The organism is Sporomusa sp. (assembly GCF_057736855.1).
This window is the reverse complement of sequence record NZ_JBYKYF010000006.1, coordinates 11044-28680: the sequence shown is the minus strand read 5'-3', so window position 1 is coordinate 28680 and position 17637 is coordinate 11044. Positions and strand designations below refer to the sequence as shown.

Below are 17637 nucleotides of genomic sequence, written 5' to 3'. Positions count from 1 at the left end.
CGATACTCAGCTTGCCGCCATGCGCGAGTATATAATTAGCTACCTAGAACAATTACCATGGCTCAAACGACTCCATCTTCCTATCGTCGGGGTCGGTGGTACGGCCCGCAATATTGCCAAAATAGACCAAAAGAAAAAGTATTATCCTTTTCCCAAAGTTCACAATTTCCGTGTCGGCCCCATGGCTTTTGACGTAGTATGGCGCGGCCTGGCTATAACCACGTTGGCGCACCGCCGTAAATACCCTGGTCTAAGCAGTGAACGGGCTGATATTATTATCGCTGGTACAGCCATTGTCAAGTCTCTACTGGAAGTATCGCAGGCCACTAATATTATTGTTAGCGGCTGCGGTGTCCGTGAGGGTATGTTTTTGAAATATTATCTTGCCTCCCAACGGCAGCCTGAGGTTATACCTGATATTTTGCTGCATTCCACTCGTAATATGTTATTATTTTACAAAGGAAATGAAGCCCACGCCGAACATGTAGCCAAGCTGGCTGAGACGATGTTTGATAAATGGCAGTCTATTTTACATTTAACAGCACGAGACCGAAAACTACTCCGGGTAGCCGCTTTGCTGCATGATATTGGCATAACCATTAACTACTATGATCATGCCCGCCATAGTGCCTACCTTGTTGAAAACGCCCGCCTATTCGGCCTGACACACCGCGAACAAATGCTGCTGGCCGTAGTGGCCGGCTGGCATAACGGGCCATCCGCCAAATATGTCCGTAATAAGATCTATAGCGAATTTCTTGATCAGAATAACTGGCAAACTGCCCGCAAAATGGCACTGCTCCTGGCTCTGGCCGAGAGTCTCGAGACTACTCAACTCGGCTTAGTAGAAGATGTTGAACCCACCATTACCGGCACACAAGCAGTATTGAAGCTCGTTACCCAATACCCGGTAAGCATTGAACGCCAAGCAGCAGCTCAACATCGCAAATGGTTTAAAAAAGAACTGGGTTATGAACTGGTGATTGTGTAACCCAGCCAACTCCGTCAAGTGCGTTATCATGGATAAATAAGCTGTAGTAATCAATTCTATCTTACATATTTACCAAAATTTTGAATAATACTATAGTAAGCAATCAGGGTCTCTGCTGCTATAAGGAGGAACATCTATGGCCTCATCCTTGGCTGCCACAATCTCAAGGTTTACACTCTTAACAAGATTTGTCCGCGAGGTATTTCCTCTGGTTGATAATGAATTACATACTTGGCATAGTTATGCAAGCACACATGGTATGCGCGAATTGTCCGATCAAGCCCTTGCCAGTATTCATTCAAAAAAATTTCATTGTCAGGGCGGCAGTGTCTATAGCCTCTATAAAGGAGTACCTACCCGCGATTTTGTCCGGCTGGTTGTGGCACTCCAAACCATCAGTGATTATCTGGATAATCTATGCGACAGAGCGGGAGTGGCCGACGAAACTGCCTTTCGCCAATTGCATTTGGCCATGACTGATGCCTTGGACCCAGATAGACCCCTTAATGATTACTATGCAGCCTACCCTTATAAAGATGACGGCGGCTATCTTTCCCAACTCGTCAATACCTGCAGACAGGAAATAGCCAAACTACCGTCCTACCATTTAGTCAAAACAGAAGCTCTCCGCCAGGCCGGATTATATAGTGAACTTCAAACCTATAAACATCTTGATCCATCTATCCGGGAAGACAAGATGCTAACCTGGATAAATAAATATCTTCCAGCTTATCCGGAACTTAGCCCCTGGGAGTTTGCAGCGGCTACCGGCTCAACGCTAGGCATGTTTATGCTCTGTGCAGCCGCTTATAATCCCCAGTTAACTTCGCAGGATGTCGATCAAATTGCTGCAGCCTATTTTCCCTGGATTAACGGCCTACATATTCTGTTAGATTATTTTATTGATGAAGCGGAAGACCGATTAGGCGGCGACCTTAATTTTGTCTTTTATTATCATAGTCCTGAGGAAACCTTACTACGACTTACATACTTTATAAAGCAGGCCAAGAATCAGGCCAAAACCCTGCCAGAGTCGGTTTTTCCCCAATTAGTGGTTGACGGCTTACTGGCGATGTATTTATCAGATCCCAAAACCAATTTGCCGCCAACTCGCGGCATCCGCGATAGCCTGCTGCAATCAGCAGGTTTCTTCCCCCGTTTAATGTACGGATTATGCTGTTTGCTTAGAAAAAAGAAACTGTTATAAACTAACAAGCGAGATTGCACGCCCATGCGGAGCAATCTCGCTTGTTAGTCGTTTTATGATATATGTACCAACAATTATGTTAAGCAAAAACCAGCGTTACTTTTTACTCTGACCAACAATTTTAATAATTGCCAGAGTAAGCTCACCGATATTGTACAAGTCCTCTTCCTTGATATATTCATCTGTGGTATGTACTTTAGACATACCAGTACCTAAAACGGCAGTGGGTATCCCGTAACTATTAAAATAGTTGGCATCACTGCCACCACCCGTTGGCTTAATCACTGGTTTGAGACCAATGCTTTCAGCCGCTTGCCGCGCCAGGGTCACAACCGGTGCTGTTTCAGGCAGCATATAGGCATCATATTCTTTGCTAATAATGACTTCTGCTCGGCCACCTGCTGCTTTGGCAGTTTCTTCAAAAACTTGGCGCATATGCTCTGTTTGCGCCGCTAACTTCGCTGTATTGCGGCTTCGGGCTTCAGCCTTAATCTTAACAACATCAGGCACAATGTTAGTAGCTGTCCCGCCCTGGATAATACCAATATTAGCCGTAGTCTCTGAGTCAATACGGCCATCCTTAAGCTGTGCCAGTGCCTTACCGGCCAGAACAATGGCATTTAGCCCTTCCTCCGGGGCAACTCCCGCATGGGCTTTTTTACCGTAAACAGTAATATCAAGCTTGTTTTGACCAGGAGCCATAGTAACAATTTCTCCCGGTGAGCCGCTGGAATCTAAGGCATAGCCAAAATCAGCCTTGAGCAGTGCGGGGTTTAAATTTTTCGAACCGTTAAGGCCGCCTTCCTCAGCTACCGTAAATACCACCTGGATATCACCATGAGGAATGTTGTGCTCTTTTACCAGACGTAGCGCCTCCAAAATAGCAACCACGCCAGATTTATCATCAGAACCTAATATCGTGTCACCGGCCGAAGTAATGATTCCATCTTTCAGAACAGGAACAATACCACCGCAAGGTTCAACACAGTCAAGATGTGCTGTAAGCAGCAAAGCCGGAGCTTCGGCTACCGTACCAGGAAGAAAGGCAAATACATTACCGCAGTTGCCGCCAATTTTGGCCCCAGTATCATCTTCTGAGACCTCTAGCTGTAAATCAGCCAATTTTTGTTTTACTACATCAGCTACTTCGCGTTCTGCCCTGGTGGAACACTTAATTTGGACTAGTTCAAAAAATTCGTCAAGCATTCGTTTACGATGAATCATGTAAATCCCTCCCTACATATTTATTGATGCACCCAGTCATATTAACAGTATAAGAAAAGACTTGGCCTGTGCCAAGTACTTTCAGACAGCTAATTGCGGAGCACCTACATGGCGTTTCCGGCAAAAGTTAGTCGTACTTATAATGCGATGCAATTCTGGCAGACAAAATTGCAGAAAGGGTGCTAATCATGCCAAAAACCATCATGTTATCCACGCCCTGCGCCAGATTGGCCGCTGAACTTACCAAACAGGGCTTCCGAGTAGTTGACAATACCTACCACAGCCGACCGGGCCAGGCAGTTGACGCTTATTTATATACCAGCTACCGTCCTGATGCCGACTCTCTTTTATCTCACCCCGATCATGCCGATATCAGCCTAGGAAACTACCATGATATCTTGGCAGACCATCCTAGCACTATTATGCTCAATATTACCGGCTTAAACTCTAGCCAGGTTATCGATACCTTACGATACCGGCTATCCCGCCGCCCGCGACTGTAACCATAAGTCTAGCGATACCGGGAAAGCATGGTTCTGCCGCGGGTAACGGCGCCTTCACCAAACTTAGCTTTTACCTCATCAACAGCTTTGGCAATAGCCGTTATTTTTTCTTCTCCTTGATCAAACAAGGACATTTGGCTGCCTGCTACTTCCAGATTGCTCATAGTTACCCCCAGCAGCCGTACTCCTTCATTGAGAGTGATCTGGGCCAGAATCTCTTGGGCATTACGGTAAATGGTCTCATCCAGGTTGGCAGCCACCGCCAGCGTCCGACTACGAGTAATAGTGCGAAACGAGGCAAACCGAACTTTTACGGTAACAGTCCGTCCGCTTACGCCTTGCCGCCTTAGCCGCCAGCCTACCTTTTCCACCAACGCCCACAACTCAGTTTTAAGTTCTTCCAACCCATATAAGTCTTTGGCAAAAGTAGTCTCTTTACCAATTGACTTAGGCTGCCACTCCCCCACCACCGGACGGTTATCCTGACCATTGGCTAATTGATGAAAAATATACCCCTGCTGCCCGCAATGTTTGACAAGCAGCTCCGGGTCAGCCTGAGCGACCTGACCAATAGTAGTAAGTCCCAAACTAGCCAGCTTTTGCGCCATTGTCCGCCCTACACCCCATAGCCGGGTAACAGGAATATCTTTTAGAATGCTAGTTACTTGCTCAGGACGGATAACTACCAAACCATCCGGTTTTTGCATATCTGAGGCCAGCTTAGCCAAAAACTTATTCGGAGCCACACCGGCGGAGGAAGTAAGGCTAAGTTCTGCCTTAATGTGTTCTTTAATCTTACGCGCGATAACTACTGGGTCAGAAAATAAACCTTCCATACCCGTTACATCCAGAAACGCCTCATCCAGGGAAAGTGGTTCAACCAACGGGGAATACTCGGCAAATATATGTAAAATTTCCTGCGACACCTGTCTATATTTTGTATGATTGGGCGGCAAAAAAATGGCCTGCGGACAACGCCGTTTGGCCTCAACCGAAGACATGGCCGAACGGACGCCAAATTTGCGTGCCTCATAGGAAGCGGTAGCGACAACGCCACGTGTTCCTTCACTACCAATAATCACCGGGCGGCCACGAAGCTCCGGATTGTCCCGCTGTTCGATGGCAGCAAAAAAGGCATCCATATCAACATGAATAATCCATCGCTGCATGGTATCACCTCGTATCAAACCCATTAGGAACATATGTTCTGACTCATTATACACCAGGACGTACAGCAAAGCAAGCTAATATACGATTTCTTTTCCATATATTGTAATGCAATCTTCTTTAATTTTCCCGATAAATATGATAAACTTTTGGTATGTAAGAGGAGGGTTATTATGAAACGGAAAATTGCTGTATGTTTACTCGCCTTGCTGGTTCCATTTGTTCCTACTGCTTCGGCAGCACTTCAGCCAATTATCTGGTCAGAATCCATCAAGAAAACGGAAAAACCGGTAACCACTCTCCTGACTCTCTCAGACTATATGGTCATCAAATCGGATCGTACCCTATCAATTCACTTAGGTGACAAACTGCCCATAACCGCCATTGATTTCCGACCTGATACTAATCAAACCATACATATACCGAAACAAGATTTCCTATTCCATATTCATCTCTCAGATAACCTTGATAAATATATCCCGTTTGGCGTAACTAAGTTCTAATCCATAAAAAGTCCCCGGCGTCAGTGCCGCAGGGACTTTTTTTGCATATACATAGCCGTCACAGGATGAAATCTATATTATTACCGGCGAAAATACCTAAATACCTTATCCAAAATATATTCCACCATTTCCTCGCCCGGTAATTCATGAACCCTGACAAATTCAATGTCAAATGTTATATTGGTCAATTTGACAAAAGGTACTAGCTCATGATTGGTCTGCAAAAACGTTGGCGCGCTAAAGGTGTGTACAATCGTCTGTTTTTGACCGACAGGCTTTTCCCGCCGTTTGCTATAATTATCAAAAATACCTTGCACCGAATCTATACAATTTCCTTGTTCATCATAAATAAACGCGTATTTCGGATTCGTTGTAACATGTATCGGCTCATCGCCAATGCCTGCCCGCTCTTTCTCACGCTTGACCCATTCTTTGTCTACATTTATCTGGACATGATCAACCACTGGCTCGATAATATCATGATCCGAATGGGGTAATATTTCGTAGAGAATAATCCCGGACGAAGCAGCCATTTCTTTAATATCTTTTTTATAAACAGGTTGACATACTATCACCCCTACTGTCTGTCCAGGGATGTCCTGAATAATGCGCAGCAATGCAAAAAGTTCATTAAGAGTTACCGTTTCTCTGGCCTGAATAACTGTTTTGTATGTAATTTCGCCATCACTAAACTCCCAGTAGACATCAGCCTGATGCTCTGAAGTCTTTCCCTGAAGAGTAAAGTTATGTTTGGCCACAAGCGTTTTTACTGAAGTTTCCCGTCCAATGGCCTCATATATTTCACGAACAACTTTCTCATAATAATGCTTATTATCAACCAAATTAACACCACCATACAATATACTCTTTATTGGTTTTCTTATATATGACATTTACTCTTGATTTCTTTTCCGGTCAGCCAATACGCTATCATGTGTTATTAGTATGCCCGCAGACCAGTCAATCACCCTCAAAAACTTGTCCGGTACACCTCCCGCCGCAAAATATAACTTTTAGTAAAACCGCCAGGTTCTAAACGTTCCTGTTCCCGAACAAATTGATCGGTTTTAGCACTCAGATTATCTAAATAATGTAGTAGTTCTGCTTCCAAAATCATAGGTTCCACCGGACTGCCCCACTCGGCCTGTCCATGATGGGAAAGAATACAGTGTTTGAGGATTACCTCTACTTCTTCCTCAACTTGCACTTCCCGGCAAGCCTGCCCTACCAGTTCTATCCCTAAAGAGATATGACGGAGCAATTTCCCCTCTTTGGTAAAACCAACAGGCAGCCCCATTGCGTCTACCTCAATCTCCCGAACTTTCCCAATATCGTGAACTAGTGCTGCTGCTAGTAACAAGTCTTTGTTAATTCGTTCATTGCGGACACACTGATCTAAGGCCGCCTCCGCTACCTCCAGCGTATGCAACAGCAAACCGCCAATATAAGCATGGTGATTGCGAACAGCACCCGGATGGCGTTTGAATCGTTCAGTAAAGGGTGTATTGTCCGCAAAAAGATATAACAGCATGTGCCGTAGCTTATCATGGCGTATACTGGCAATCAGATGCTGCAGCTCAAGATACATATTGTCAATATCCCGCGGCGCCACCAGGCCCAACATTTGCAGGGATTGGTCAATTTCCTGTCGTGATGGCACATACACCCTGTCAATGGTCAACTGTGGGCTTTCCTTAAAATAATCCAGTGTGGCTTCAATCCCCAATACGCTGTTTTGCTGAAACAACCCAGCACTCTCCGGTGATATATCCCAAAATTTAGCCGGTATCTCTGAACTAGGATCACTCACAACACAATCGCCGTATGGCTTGCCGTTTTTGGCGGTTTTAACCTCAAACCTAGATACCTGATATATCCCGGACACTCTAAATCCTTTGGGATTTTTCGTTATTTCCCCAAGTCTCATTACGTTCTCCTCTGCCATATTGTACATTCATAAAAAATATGTTAATACATTCTCTTAAACCTAGACAAAATCCTCTGTTTAGGTTTTACTTATATCTATTTACTTTTCACGGAAGGCGGCCATAAAAGAAGTCCTGCATGTTGTGCAGGACTCCGCCTTGTCTATGGCTATAACTTTATACCAAGCATGCAGGTAATGCCTCGCATAGTATAATCTTCTTTAAGAGTAGATAGATTATGGATCGGCAGATCGACATTTTTCACTTTCCGCTCTGCGTAGGATACAGTAAAAGTACTGGTATCAGACAATTTATAACTAATACCGGCTTCGTCCAGAGATGCATCGCTGCCTCTAACCATAGTGGCAAAAAGCGTAGCTTTATCATCCAGTTTATGTATCCCGGTTATTCCAACATGAAACATTGAACGCGAAGCAGGGTCAATATACTGCCCATAAGAAATTGTAGTATGTTCATACCCAGCAATCAACACCAGGTTAGGATTTACTTTATACAGCAGATTTAGATCTGAGGGCTCAGATTTAGCATAACTTCTTACTGATCCTAGAACAGCAAGCGAAGCAGTTTTCTTTTCCGTTCTACAATAACCATCCTTAAACTGCAGCGCAAACTTATCACTTAAACCGGCAGTAACCGAATACTTGTACCCGGAATCACCAGCAGCCCCTATCCCCATATATCCTTGGCCAGTCACTTTAGATTGTAAAGTGCTACCAAACTCCAATACCAATGTTCCCTGTTCAAATTCTGCTGTCGGCGATGCCAAGACCGGAACTCCTGTTAAGATAAGCCCCATAGTTATTGCTGCAATAATGTTACGCATTTTACCTCCTAGTATTATTATTTATTCCTATAAATTAGTCACAAAATTAGTTGTCTGTTCATCATTGTATCACATAATTCGACATTGTAAATGGCGACTGGACAGTCTCCTAATAAAATCCTCACCTTTCTCTGCTCGTAATAATAAACTATACCAAGAAACTAAAGGGGGTATTATGTTGGCATCTTTTGACAGAGTGATTAAACACCTTATAGAAAAATTTCAAGCTGCGCTTGCGCCACTAGAAAAAATCGTTAAAAACCAAGAAATTATGATTGCACAAAACAAGCAAATGATTGAACTGCTCGTGCAATTAAATAATGGCCGATTGCCTGAAAATCAGCCATCAAGCGAGATGAGCGATTGTTCAAACGATAGCGCCAGCAACACAGGCGAAGCATAAACTTACGGTAAGTTCTCAGCAACATTTCGTATAATGCTACAAATCAGGATACACTAACACCGGAGGTGATAGTGTGAAAACAGACAAAACCGGCCACCAAAGTTTTTCAGAAAAGTTTGAAGTGATCAAGCCGGAAAAACAAGAAGACGGCCCATGGGAGTACGAGCAACCGCTTAAATCCCGACCTCCGGTGTTTGAGGACAATCATCCGGCAGAATAATGTAGACTAAAAAGAAAGTAGACCAGGCTATAATAACCTGTTCTACTTTTTTTACTTGACATTATTCGCTAAGTGTGAGACATTCAAAGAAAAAGACAAGGGGCATAGATTATGGAAAACCAGCTAAAATTAGAAGAAACTTGTACTACATGTAAAGGTAGTGGGAATATTGGCAAAAAACCTTGCCCAAATTGCCAAGGCAAAGGAACGGTTCTTACCGAAGAAGGTAAGAAAGTACTCAACTATTTGCGAAACTCCATCAGATCCTCAGAACATTAAAACAACTAAACACAGCCATAAACTCATAAAAACACGGCCTTTGCGGCCGTGTTTTTATGTTGACTTATAACTGCAAACATAGATGATCAACGTTTACTTAAAAATAGCAGCAATCGAATTATACACAGTATAGATGATTAGCAATGCCGTAAAGATGACCAATGGATGATTGCGAAATCGAAGCAAGAAACAAAATCACCTCACATCTTCCATGTTAGTTTATAGTATTCCCCAACAGGAAGATGTTAAACCATATATTAACGCTGGTTAAGCAGCTCTTACATGCATTTCAGCAGTTTTGTAGCGCCATGATAGCGAATAATTTCTTTCACCTTCGATATGGAAATAGCATATTCTTCTGCTGCCAATTGCAGCACAACTAACTGTTCAGACACGCTAGCGCCCCCATTCTTTCAGCTACATACTATATTTGGAAATGGTTTACAGCCGTCTGGAGATCTTGGGCGAGTTTGGCAAGGCTTTGGCTGGAAGCAGCAATCTCTTCCATAGAAGCAGTTTGTTCTTCGGTTGCTGCCGATACCGACTGGGATTGCTCTGCCGCCGCTTTACTATTTTTATCAATTTCCCTTACGGCTTCTACGATTTGCTGGCTACCACTGGCCATCTGCTGCATAGCGGCAGAAATCTCCTGTACTTGGTCTGATACTTGAGTTACCAAAGCTGTGATTTCCTTAAATGCTTCTCCAGCTGCAGTAACAACCTCGGTGCCTACCGCAACCTCGCGCGTACCTTCATTCATCGCAATAACCGCCTTATCGGTATCTCCCTGGATTTCGGCAATCAGAGATGCAATTTGCTTGGCTGCTTCTTGCGACTGTTCTGCCAGCTTACGGACTTCTTCGGCAACAACGGCAAAGCCCCGGCCCTGCTCGCCTGCTCTGGCAGCCTCAATGGCGGCATTAAGTGCCAGTAAATTAGTCTGACCGGCAATTCCGGATATGGTATCAACAATCTGGCCAATCTCTTTTGACCGTTCGCCCAGCTTGGCGACTACCTGCGCCGAGTTGGTGACTGTCTGTTCGATTAACGCCATCTGATTAACGGCTTTCACCACCGACTTTTCGCCTTCTTCCGCTCTTTCAGAAGCTTTCTGCGAATGATCGGCTACCTGGTTAGCGGTAGCTGCAGCTTGCTGGATACCGGCTGATATCTGTTCTACCACGGCAGAAGTATCATCCACTGCCTTTAATTGCCGTTCTGCCCCTTGCGCCACTTCTTGAATGGCACTGGCCACTTGGGTAACAGCATGGGATGACTGTTCGGCACTGGCATACAATTCTTCCGAAGAAGCCGCTACCTGACTAGCCGACTCATTAACCTGCTTCAGTACCGTACGCAGAACGCTTCGCATTCCAATTAAAGTATCGGCCAGTTGGCCAAGCTCATCTTTACTAATGTACTTTCGCGGCTTATCGCGAAAATCGCCTGCTTCGAGTTCCTGACAAACTGATAACATGGCACTAATAGGTACTGTGATCGATCTGGTAATTACAAAGCCGCCCAAGATCAGCAACAAGAATGAACCAGTAATTATACTCAAAATTACGTTTGTAGCAAGCGCAACAGCTTCATCGTTTTTCTTATCCATCTCCTTGGCCTGCTTGGATAAATGGTCGGCAAAAGTCCGCAAGTTATTCGTATACTGCTCAGCCAAAGGAAAAACGTGACTATTGTAATAGGCATACGCCTCTTCCTTCTTGTTTTGAAGTGCCAATGCAATAACCGCCTCACTGCCATTTCTAAAATTGCGTCCGTCGTCCTCGACCTTAGCAAGTAATTCCTTTGCGGTTGGATCCAACTGAGCTTGTTTCAATTCGTTCATAATGTTTTCTACTGTTTGGCTACGTTGCTTAATAAGAGATTGTAATTCTTCCTTTCTCTTGGCATCCTGGGTAAGCATCAATTCCAATAACGCGGAATTTCTTGCTCTTACATGCGCCCGGGTTGCGGTTATTTCCACTGCTGGAACTAACCCTTCATCATACATAGTCGTAAAAGCAGCGCTGCCCTGCTTAAGATAATAAAAGCCCGTATATCCGACTGCACCTAAAGCAATTGATGCTATCAGCATTAGACCAACTAGTTTATACGTTATTTTAAGATTAACCAGCCAATTTTTCATTAAATTCCCTCTTTCTTAGTTATTAGTTCCTGATTTTTTTAGCCTTTCAAAAGCAACAATTAGTGTATCCAGTTTATGGCTTAGCGAAAGGACATCTGGGTCTTGCAGATCATACCTTTTTGCTGCCGCAAGTACATACAACCGACTGCGAGTATCTTCAATAAGAGCGGCATAAGCACTCAAAGTACTGCTTGCTTCTTCACGATTGCTACCCATCATTGGCCGTACAGCCAAATCGTCCATACTGACCAATATTCATACCCCTCCTTCGTTATTGTAGTACCTGCTTGTGCTTGCTTATATAGCAAAAAACGTGCCAATATTGGCACGCTTTACAAAATAATATTCTTATTACTTACAAATTAGAGCAAAAAAGTCCGACAAAAGCAGTTTATTCTGGATAAAAGTAAAATAATAAAGGGTTGCTTTCGATTAGATATAGGTAAAAACAATCCCATTTTGCCCAGAAGATTGTTTCTTTCTAATCAGATCATAACAAGTACTCCCGATTGGTCAGATCATAACAAGTACTCCCGATTGGGCGTCATACATATTGGCCAAAAACTTCAGTGTAATGAAATTTTTGGGTGAAGTTTTTTTCACTTATGCTAACAAACCATCTGCTTCTACTACGTTCATTCTCATTATTTTGTTTTATTTCTACTTGTATTAAAACAGCGTGCCACAAAACGTCTTTTAACGTTTGCGACACGCCTTAAGGATAAATTACCTACTACTATAGAACTGAAACTAATACGCTAACAGCGCTCATTCCCTACTGGCTATCATATATGTTGCAAAAAGCTACTGTTTATGTTGTCATACATGTTGCAAAAAACTACAGTGTAATAAAACGTTTTTCACTTTCTATGCTTTGGCTGTTTTCACTCGCTTCTTTTTCAAACGATAGAATAAGGCTCGCAGTGAAATTCCCAGATAATTAGCGGCAGCCGCCTGATTACCGTTATGAGCGGCTAAGACAGCATCAACAATATCATCGGTAAAGTCTTTTAAAGAATATCCGCCAAGAGGAAAAGGTAAAATTAGTTCCTGTCTGGCAGTATTCACTCCCAGTACCTTGTTGAAGACTTGGCTGCGCAATTCTTCTCCCAGTAAATTGGCAATATGATGAGTTTCTAGTTCCTCCGCATCATAGGCAAAAGCAACATATTCCATAACATTTTTCAATTCCCTTATATTCCCTGGCCAAGATTATTTTCTTAGCAGACCAGCGGCAGCAGCAGACACCCGTTGAAACCGCTTCTTTTTTTGTCTGGCGGCGTCCAGCAGCAGCGCCGTTGCCAGCGGCACAATCTCGTCCTGGCGTTCTCGCAAGGGCGGTACTATAATCTCACCGACTTTCAGCCGGTAATAAAGATCCTGGCGGAATTTCCCTTGTTTTACTAAGTCTTCTAAAGGAACATTGGTAGCGCAAATAATTCGGATATCAGTGGATATTTTCTTCAGACCGCCTACCCGATAAAATTCTTTTTCCTGCAACACCCTAAGCAGCTTTGCCTGCAAGGCAAGCGGGATTTCACCCACTTCGTCAAGAAACAGTGTTCCATGTTGCGCCATATCAAATTTGCCTTTGGCACCTTTAGTCGCACTGCCGGTAAATGCGCCGGCCTCATAGCCAAACATCTCACTTTCAAACAGTGACGGGGTCAACGCGCTGCAGTTGATATCAACAAACGGCCTGGTTTCTACTGCATCCATTGTCATCCCGTAGTGGATGGCTTTGGCAATAATCTCCTTGCCAACGCCTGTTTCCCCTTGAATAAGAACAGGTATTGATCTGTCGGCATGAAAGCGCTCTGCCAGCTCAAGTAGTCGGCGGGTAGCTTCGCCGAAAACTCCCACTTTACCAATAACCGACTCGGCCAGCGCCTTCTTCACATAAAAAAGTTCACGTCGGGTTTCCTCGGTGGCAGCACAAACTTCATCCTCGAATTTTTCTGTCAGCTTCTTGTTTTCTCTAAGCAGCGCTTGATGTTCAGCCACCCGGTCAATAGTCAAAGCAAGTTCCTGGGCATCAACTGGCTTGCGTAGATAATCATAAGCCCCTGCACGCAAAGCGGCAACAGCAGATTCTATATCTGCGTAACCGGTAAACAAAACAATATCTGTCTGCCAGCCATTGGGACGCTCTTTGATTGCTTTTGTCAGCTCAATACCTGACATACCTGGCATACAAATGTCGGCAAGCACCATTGGGTAGTCTGTATTATTAAGTTCGGCCAGGGCTTCAGCCGCACAGGAGCACTCCGTTACCTCGCAATCACGGTCTTGCAAAAACCATCTGACGGTAGACCGGCTATCCTGGTCATCATCTACTAACAATACCCGCATGGGTTAGACCTCCTTACTGCTGCTGAAAAATATTTTGAAGGCAGTTCGACTTTTAGCGTCGGAAACCACTTCAATCCTGCCTTTATAGGAAGATACAATATTTTTGACAATAGCAAGTCCAAGTCCCAGATTATCTTCACGCTTAGTGGAAAACAGAGGGTCAAAAATTCTGCTCCTAACCTCTTCTGCAATGCCTGGACCATTATCCACGACTTCCAGTATAACATCTTTGTCTACATATGTCCGCAGGAAAATATACTTTTCCGACGATTCCATTGTAGCAAGCGCCTGCATACTGTTGAGTAGCAGATTAACCAATATGGTCTCTAAGCCTGTGTTAGTAGCTGATATATACGGCAGATCGGGTTGCAGAGACTGTTTTACCATAATGCCATGGTCGTTAAGCTGCCTGCTGACTATTTTTAACGAATTACTGATCGCGTCATTCAGACTGCAAGGTTGAAGCCGGCTATCATCACTCCGGATAAAGGACCGAAAATGACTAATGATCTCCTGGACCCGATCGGTTTGACGTAATATTTCTTTGCAGATATCAATATATTGGCTAATTCCCTGGCTTTTACCTTCCGCATACGAAAGTACCAAATTGCCGGCAAGCAGCTTAATAGCGTTGAGCGGTTGGCTAATCTCATGCGTTATACCTGCTGCCATCACTCCCATAATACTCATTTTTTCAGTCTTAGCTATTTTTTTCTGAGCCTGAATCAATTCACGCGTCTTTTGCTCCACCAAGTCTTCCAGATATCGCTGATACAGATGCAGCTTAATATGTGCCTCTACCCGTGCTTCTACTTCAGCATATTGAAATGGTTTTGTTATATAATCCACGCCACCAGCTTCAAACGAGCGTACCTTTCCCTGCGTATCGTTCCGCGCACTAATAAAGATAACCGGTATGGAACTCCATACTTTATTCTCCTTTAATTGCCGGCAAACTTCGTATCCGTCCATATCTGGCATAGAAATATCAAGCAAAATCAAGTCCGGCTGACTGCGTGCAACAAACTGCAGCGCTAACCGCCCACTGGGTGCAATCCGAATCTGGTAGCCCCGTGTTGTAAGCATTGATGCAAGTACACTCAGGTTAGCCGGGGTATCATCTACAATCAAGATGGTTGGTTTATATTGATCTTGCAGGAATCCCCGCATCAGCTTCACTCCCCTGCTAATAACTCAATTAGTTGTTCAAACTGATATTGCTGAGTCATAAGGGTTAACGCTGCTGCCACATTGGCATCATGTGCCTTGGCTTGTTCTGCCAGATCCAAAAGGGTATAATAATCCCCTTCCAAAACGGCATCCCGCAGCCTGCTAGTAATCTCAGACGGCAAAACGTTCAACATGTCTGGCTTTAGATGGACTTCCGTTTGCACCCCCCGACGATTTCCTCCATTAATCTCTCCCTGCTCGAACTCATATTCCAGTTGCAGAAGATTACCAATCGCCTCAAACAAATCTGCTTCCTCAAAAGGCTTACTCAAAAAGTTATTAGCTCCTGCCTGAATGGCTTTTTGCCGTTCCTCGGCAAAGGCACTTGCCGTTACCGCAATAATCGGCACATAACCAAACTCAGGATTTGCGCGAATCCGGCGAATGGCTTCAAAACCGTCCATTCCTGCCGGCATTTTTATATCCATAAGAATAATATCCGGACGCCACGTGGCTGCCAGATCGATAGCTTCTTGACCATTGCTGGCCTGCCGAACTGCAAAACCTACCTTTTCCAGCAAGATGGCTAACAACGTACGATTTAGTTCTGCGTCATCCACAATCATAACCCGGTAGGGAGCTGAGCCGCTGCGCACCGCCTTAACCCGCCGACGGGTTATCCGATGCTTGGTCACGTCTTTTTCATCAGCGGGTTGCACCTGAATATAGAACTGAAAAATGCTGCCTTTCCCCGGCTGACTGCTGACTGTAATATCCCCCTTCATTAAGCGGACTATTTCGCGACTGATAGCCAAACCTAAGCCTGTGCCGCTGCCAGCCTCCAGCCCCGCGCTTGCCTGTTCAAAGGTTCGAAACAATCGATCCATATCTTGCGGATAAATTCCGCAACCAGTATCCTCAACTGCAAACTCGAGTCGAATATTGTCTGTATTTTCAGGGAAAAAACGCGCCCGCAAAATAATAACACCTTCGCTGGTAAATTTCACCGCATTGCCCAGTAGATTGATAAGCACTTGCCGCAGCCGTCCTTCATCCAACATAACAGCTCGTGGCAAATTTTCAGCAATATCAATAACAAAATTTAGCCCTTTCTCCTCAGCCCGCAGATAAAACATTTGCCCTATGTCTCGCAACAGCTCCGGCAAATCAGTTGGCGCAGGACGCAGCGTGATCCGTCCTGCTTCAATTTTAGCCATATCCAAAATACCATCAATCAGTTCCAGCAAATGCACACCGGCTTGGTTAATACTTTCCAAATACTGCCTCTGCTGTGGATTCAGGCTTGTTTCCCGCTGCAATAATTGCGAAAACCCCAGAATAGCATTCATCGGTGTCCGAATTTCGTGGGACATATTGGTAATAAACGTACTTTTGGCCCGAGTAGCCAAATCAGCAGCTGCCTTTGCCTGCCGCAGTTCTTCATTAACGGCCAATACTTCCTCGTTCATAGCAAGCAATTCTTCATTCATGGCTGTCAGTTCTTCATTTAAACAGGTTAGTTCGTTGGTCCGTTCTTCTACTTTTATTTCTAGAAGCTGATTGGCTTCTTTTAAGGCTAATTCTGTCCGCTTGCGCGCCGTAATATCCCGGAGATAAACAGCAATCGCCACTGTCTCACCGTTGACAATAATAGGATTTAGGGTACCTTCAAAATATTTATCACCTCTATGGGCATAATGTTCTGTTACCAACCGGCCATTCGTCAGCACCTGACGGTACAAGTCCTCCCAAAAACAAAACATCTCTGGCGGCATTACTTGCCGTAACCTGGTTTCGTCCCTGGGATCTACGCCGTAATTATCAAGATGGTGGTCAATGAGTGCCTGATTACAATATAGTAAGTTAAAATTCCGATCAACAGACCAGATAAAATCTGTGGTACTGTCAAAAATGGCTGTCATATTCGCATTTTGTAGTTCAGCTTCCCGTTTACTGGCCTCCAGCTCAGCTTCCATGCGTTTTCTTGATGTAATATCACGCACACTGTCAATAAATACCACTTCGTTCTCAACCGAAAAGACACTTGCCACTACTTCCCCATAAAATGTAGTACCGTTGGCACGCAGCAGCCTAATTTCATAGCAAACAGGCACCTCTCCCCCATGTTCTCGGTACATGATATTGTGAGCCACTTGTTCATGACATTCTGGCGCGACAAGATCAAATACCGACATACCGATAACTGCCGCTTCAGTTTCATAGCCAAACAAGGCTAAAAATCCTGGGTTAACATATACAATCCGCCCGCGTGTATGCAGGACAATGGCCTCCTGAATAAATTCAACAATCTTCTTGTAACACCAATCACAAGATGTAACAGGTCGGGTCACCGCCTGTGCCGACTGCACTAACAAAGGAAATCGTGAATTTTCTATAAACCTTTTTCATCGTAATCCTACTTTCTCACATTTGATAACGTCCTCAATAATGCGTGTTCGTGTAACGACGATTTATTATCTACCAATACTTGGTTAGATACTTCTCTATAAATATCGGTTTTCCTCTTTACAAAATAAGCCACACCGAGTCACAAGCAGTAAGTGCGCACAATTTTTCGAAAAACGACTATCCATCCATCGCGTACTTATTACCATTGTTGCCGCTTTTTCGCTGGTCATTGAGGATAGTATCCCTCCTTTATCGGAAAACTTGCTCCGCTTCAGTTATCGGATAGTTCACTGGCGG

The 17637-nt window shown here is 44.3% G+C and carries 18 protein-coding genes and 1 pseudogene; 7 read left to right on the top strand and 12 right to left on the bottom strand.

Annotation, left to right across the window (positions count from 1 at the left end; translation table 11 throughout):
• A partial coding sequence (locus AC29Z1_RS01010; RefSeq protein WP_488269592.1) for a Ppx/GppA phosphatase family protein occupies nt 1–991 on the top strand: 991 nt, incomplete at its 5' end.
• 136 nt (nt 992–1127) lie between these two features.
• Nucleotides 1128–2198, top strand: a complete 1071-nt coding sequence (locus AC29Z1_RS01005; RefSeq protein ID WP_488269591.1) for a tetraprenyl-beta-curcumene synthase family protein — start codon at nt 1128–1130, stop codon at nt 2196–2198.
• A 96-nt stretch (nt 2199–2294) separates the two neighbouring features.
• On the opposite strand, the gene AC29Z1_RS01000 is transcribed toward AC29Z1_RS01005, so the two are convergent.
• The gene (locus AC29Z1_RS01000) at nt 2295–3422 is read right to left on the bottom strand and encodes a M20/M25/M40 family metallo-hydrolase (RefSeq protein WP_488269590.1); all 1128 of its coding nucleotides are present in this window, start codon (nt 3420–3422) and stop codon (nt 2295–2297) included.
• Between the two features lie 188 nt (nt 3423–3610).
• Between AC29Z1_RS01000 and AC29Z1_RS00995 the strand changes: the two genes are divergently transcribed.
• Nucleotides 3611–3925, top strand: coding sequence for a hypothetical protein (locus AC29Z1_RS00995; protein ID WP_488269589.1), 315 nt, complete (start codon nt 3611–3613; stop codon nt 3923–3925).
• Nucleotides 3926–3933: 8 nt separating this feature from the next.
• Here AC29Z1_RS00995 and dinB read toward each other — a convergent pair whose 3' ends face one another.
• Complete coding sequence (gene dinB, locus AC29Z1_RS00990) at nt 3934–5094, bottom strand: DNA polymerase IV (RefSeq protein ID WP_488269588.1); 1161 nt, start codon at nt 5092–5094, stop codon at nt 3934–3936.
• A gap of 171 nt (nt 5095–5265) precedes the next feature.
• Here dinB and AC29Z1_RS00985 point away from each other — a divergent pair, with 171 nt between their 5' ends.
• Nucleotides 5266–5595, top strand: a complete 330-nt coding sequence (locus AC29Z1_RS00985) for a hypothetical protein (protein WP_488269587.1) — start codon at nt 5266–5268, stop codon at nt 5593–5595.
• A gap of 80 nt (nt 5596–5675) precedes the next feature.
• Here the strand turns inward: AC29Z1_RS00985 and AC29Z1_RS00980 are convergent, their stop codons facing one another.
• The 3 genes from AC29Z1_RS00980 to AC29Z1_RS00970 all read right to left on the bottom strand — a co-directional run bounded on the left by AC29Z1_RS00980 (nt 5676) and on the right by AC29Z1_RS00970 (nt 8364).
• Complete coding sequence (locus AC29Z1_RS00980) at nt 5676–6437, bottom strand: hypothetical protein (RefSeq protein WP_488269586.1); 762 nt, start codon at nt 6435–6437, stop codon at nt 5676–5678.
• Nucleotides 6438–6565: 128 nt separating this feature from the next.
• Nucleotides 6566–7522: a 3'-5' exoribonuclease YhaM family protein gene (locus AC29Z1_RS00975; protein WP_488269585.1), complete on the bottom strand. Its 957-nt coding sequence runs from the start codon at nt 7520–7522 to the stop codon at nt 6566–6568.
• A gap of 167 nt (nt 7523–7689) precedes the next feature.
• Nucleotides 7690–8364 (bottom strand): hypothetical protein, encoded by a 675-nt coding sequence (locus tag AC29Z1_RS00970; protein ID WP_488269584.1) that lies wholly within the window; start codon nt 8362–8364, stop codon nt 7690–7692.
• A gap of 175 nt (nt 8365–8539) precedes the next feature.
• Between AC29Z1_RS00970 and AC29Z1_RS00965 the strand changes: the two genes are divergently transcribed.
• The 3 genes from AC29Z1_RS00965 (at nt 8540) to AC29Z1_RS00955 (ending at nt 9266) form a co-directional block, all read left to right on the top strand.
• Entirely contained in the window at nt 8540–8767 is a 228-nt protein-coding gene (locus AC29Z1_RS00965; protein ID WP_488269583.1) for a hypothetical protein, read from the top strand.
• Nucleotides 8768–8840: 73 nt separating this feature from the next.
• Nucleotides 8841–8987, top strand: a complete 147-nt coding sequence (locus tag AC29Z1_RS00960) for a hypothetical protein (protein ID WP_488269582.1) — start codon at nt 8841–8843, stop codon at nt 8985–8987.
• A gap of 111 nt (nt 8988–9098) precedes the next feature.
• Nucleotides 9099–9266, top strand: coding sequence for a hypothetical protein (locus AC29Z1_RS00955; protein WP_488269581.1), 168 nt, complete (start codon nt 9099–9101; stop codon nt 9264–9266).
• 424 nt (nt 9267–9690) lie between these two features.
• Here the strand turns inward: AC29Z1_RS00955 and AC29Z1_RS00950 are convergent, their stop codons facing one another.
• From AC29Z1_RS00950 to AC29Z1_RS00920, 7 genes and pseudogenes are all read right to left on the bottom strand, one after another.
• Nucleotides 9691–11409, bottom strand: coding sequence for a methyl-accepting chemotaxis protein (locus AC29Z1_RS00950; protein WP_488269580.1), 1719 nt, complete (start codon nt 11407–11409; stop codon nt 9691–9693).
• 15 nt (nt 11410–11424) lie between these two features.
• Nucleotides 11425–11652, bottom strand: a complete 228-nt coding sequence (locus AC29Z1_RS00945; RefSeq protein WP_488269594.1) for a Spo0E family sporulation regulatory protein-aspartic acid phosphatase — start codon at nt 11650–11652, stop codon at nt 11425–11427.
• Nucleotides 11653–12276: 624 nt separating this feature from the next.
• Nucleotides 12277–12477, bottom strand: coding sequence for a helix-turn-helix domain-containing protein (locus tag AC29Z1_RS00940; protein WP_488269593.1), 201 nt, complete (start codon nt 12475–12477; stop codon nt 12277–12279).
• A 45-nt stretch (nt 12478–12522) separates the two neighbouring features.
• A pseudogene (locus AC29Z1_RS00935) lies at nt 12523–12609 on the bottom strand (hypothetical protein); the annotation flags it as partial.
• 12 nt (nt 12610–12621) lie between these two features.
• Complete coding sequence (locus AC29Z1_RS00930) at nt 12622–13761, bottom strand: sigma-54-dependent transcriptional regulator (protein ID WP_488269579.1); 1140 nt, start codon at nt 13759–13761, stop codon at nt 12622–12624.
• A gap of 3 nt (nt 13762–13764) precedes the next feature.
• Entirely contained in the window at nt 13765–14931 is a 1167-nt protein-coding gene (locus AC29Z1_RS00925; RefSeq protein ID WP_488269578.1) for a sensor histidine kinase, read from the bottom strand.
• Between the two features lie 5 nt (nt 14932–14936).
• Entirely contained in the window at nt 14937–17300 is a 2364-nt protein-coding gene (locus AC29Z1_RS00920; RefSeq protein WP_488269577.1) for a PAS domain-containing hybrid sensor histidine kinase/response regulator, read from the bottom strand.
• Nucleotides 17301–17637: the final 337 nt, after the last annotated feature.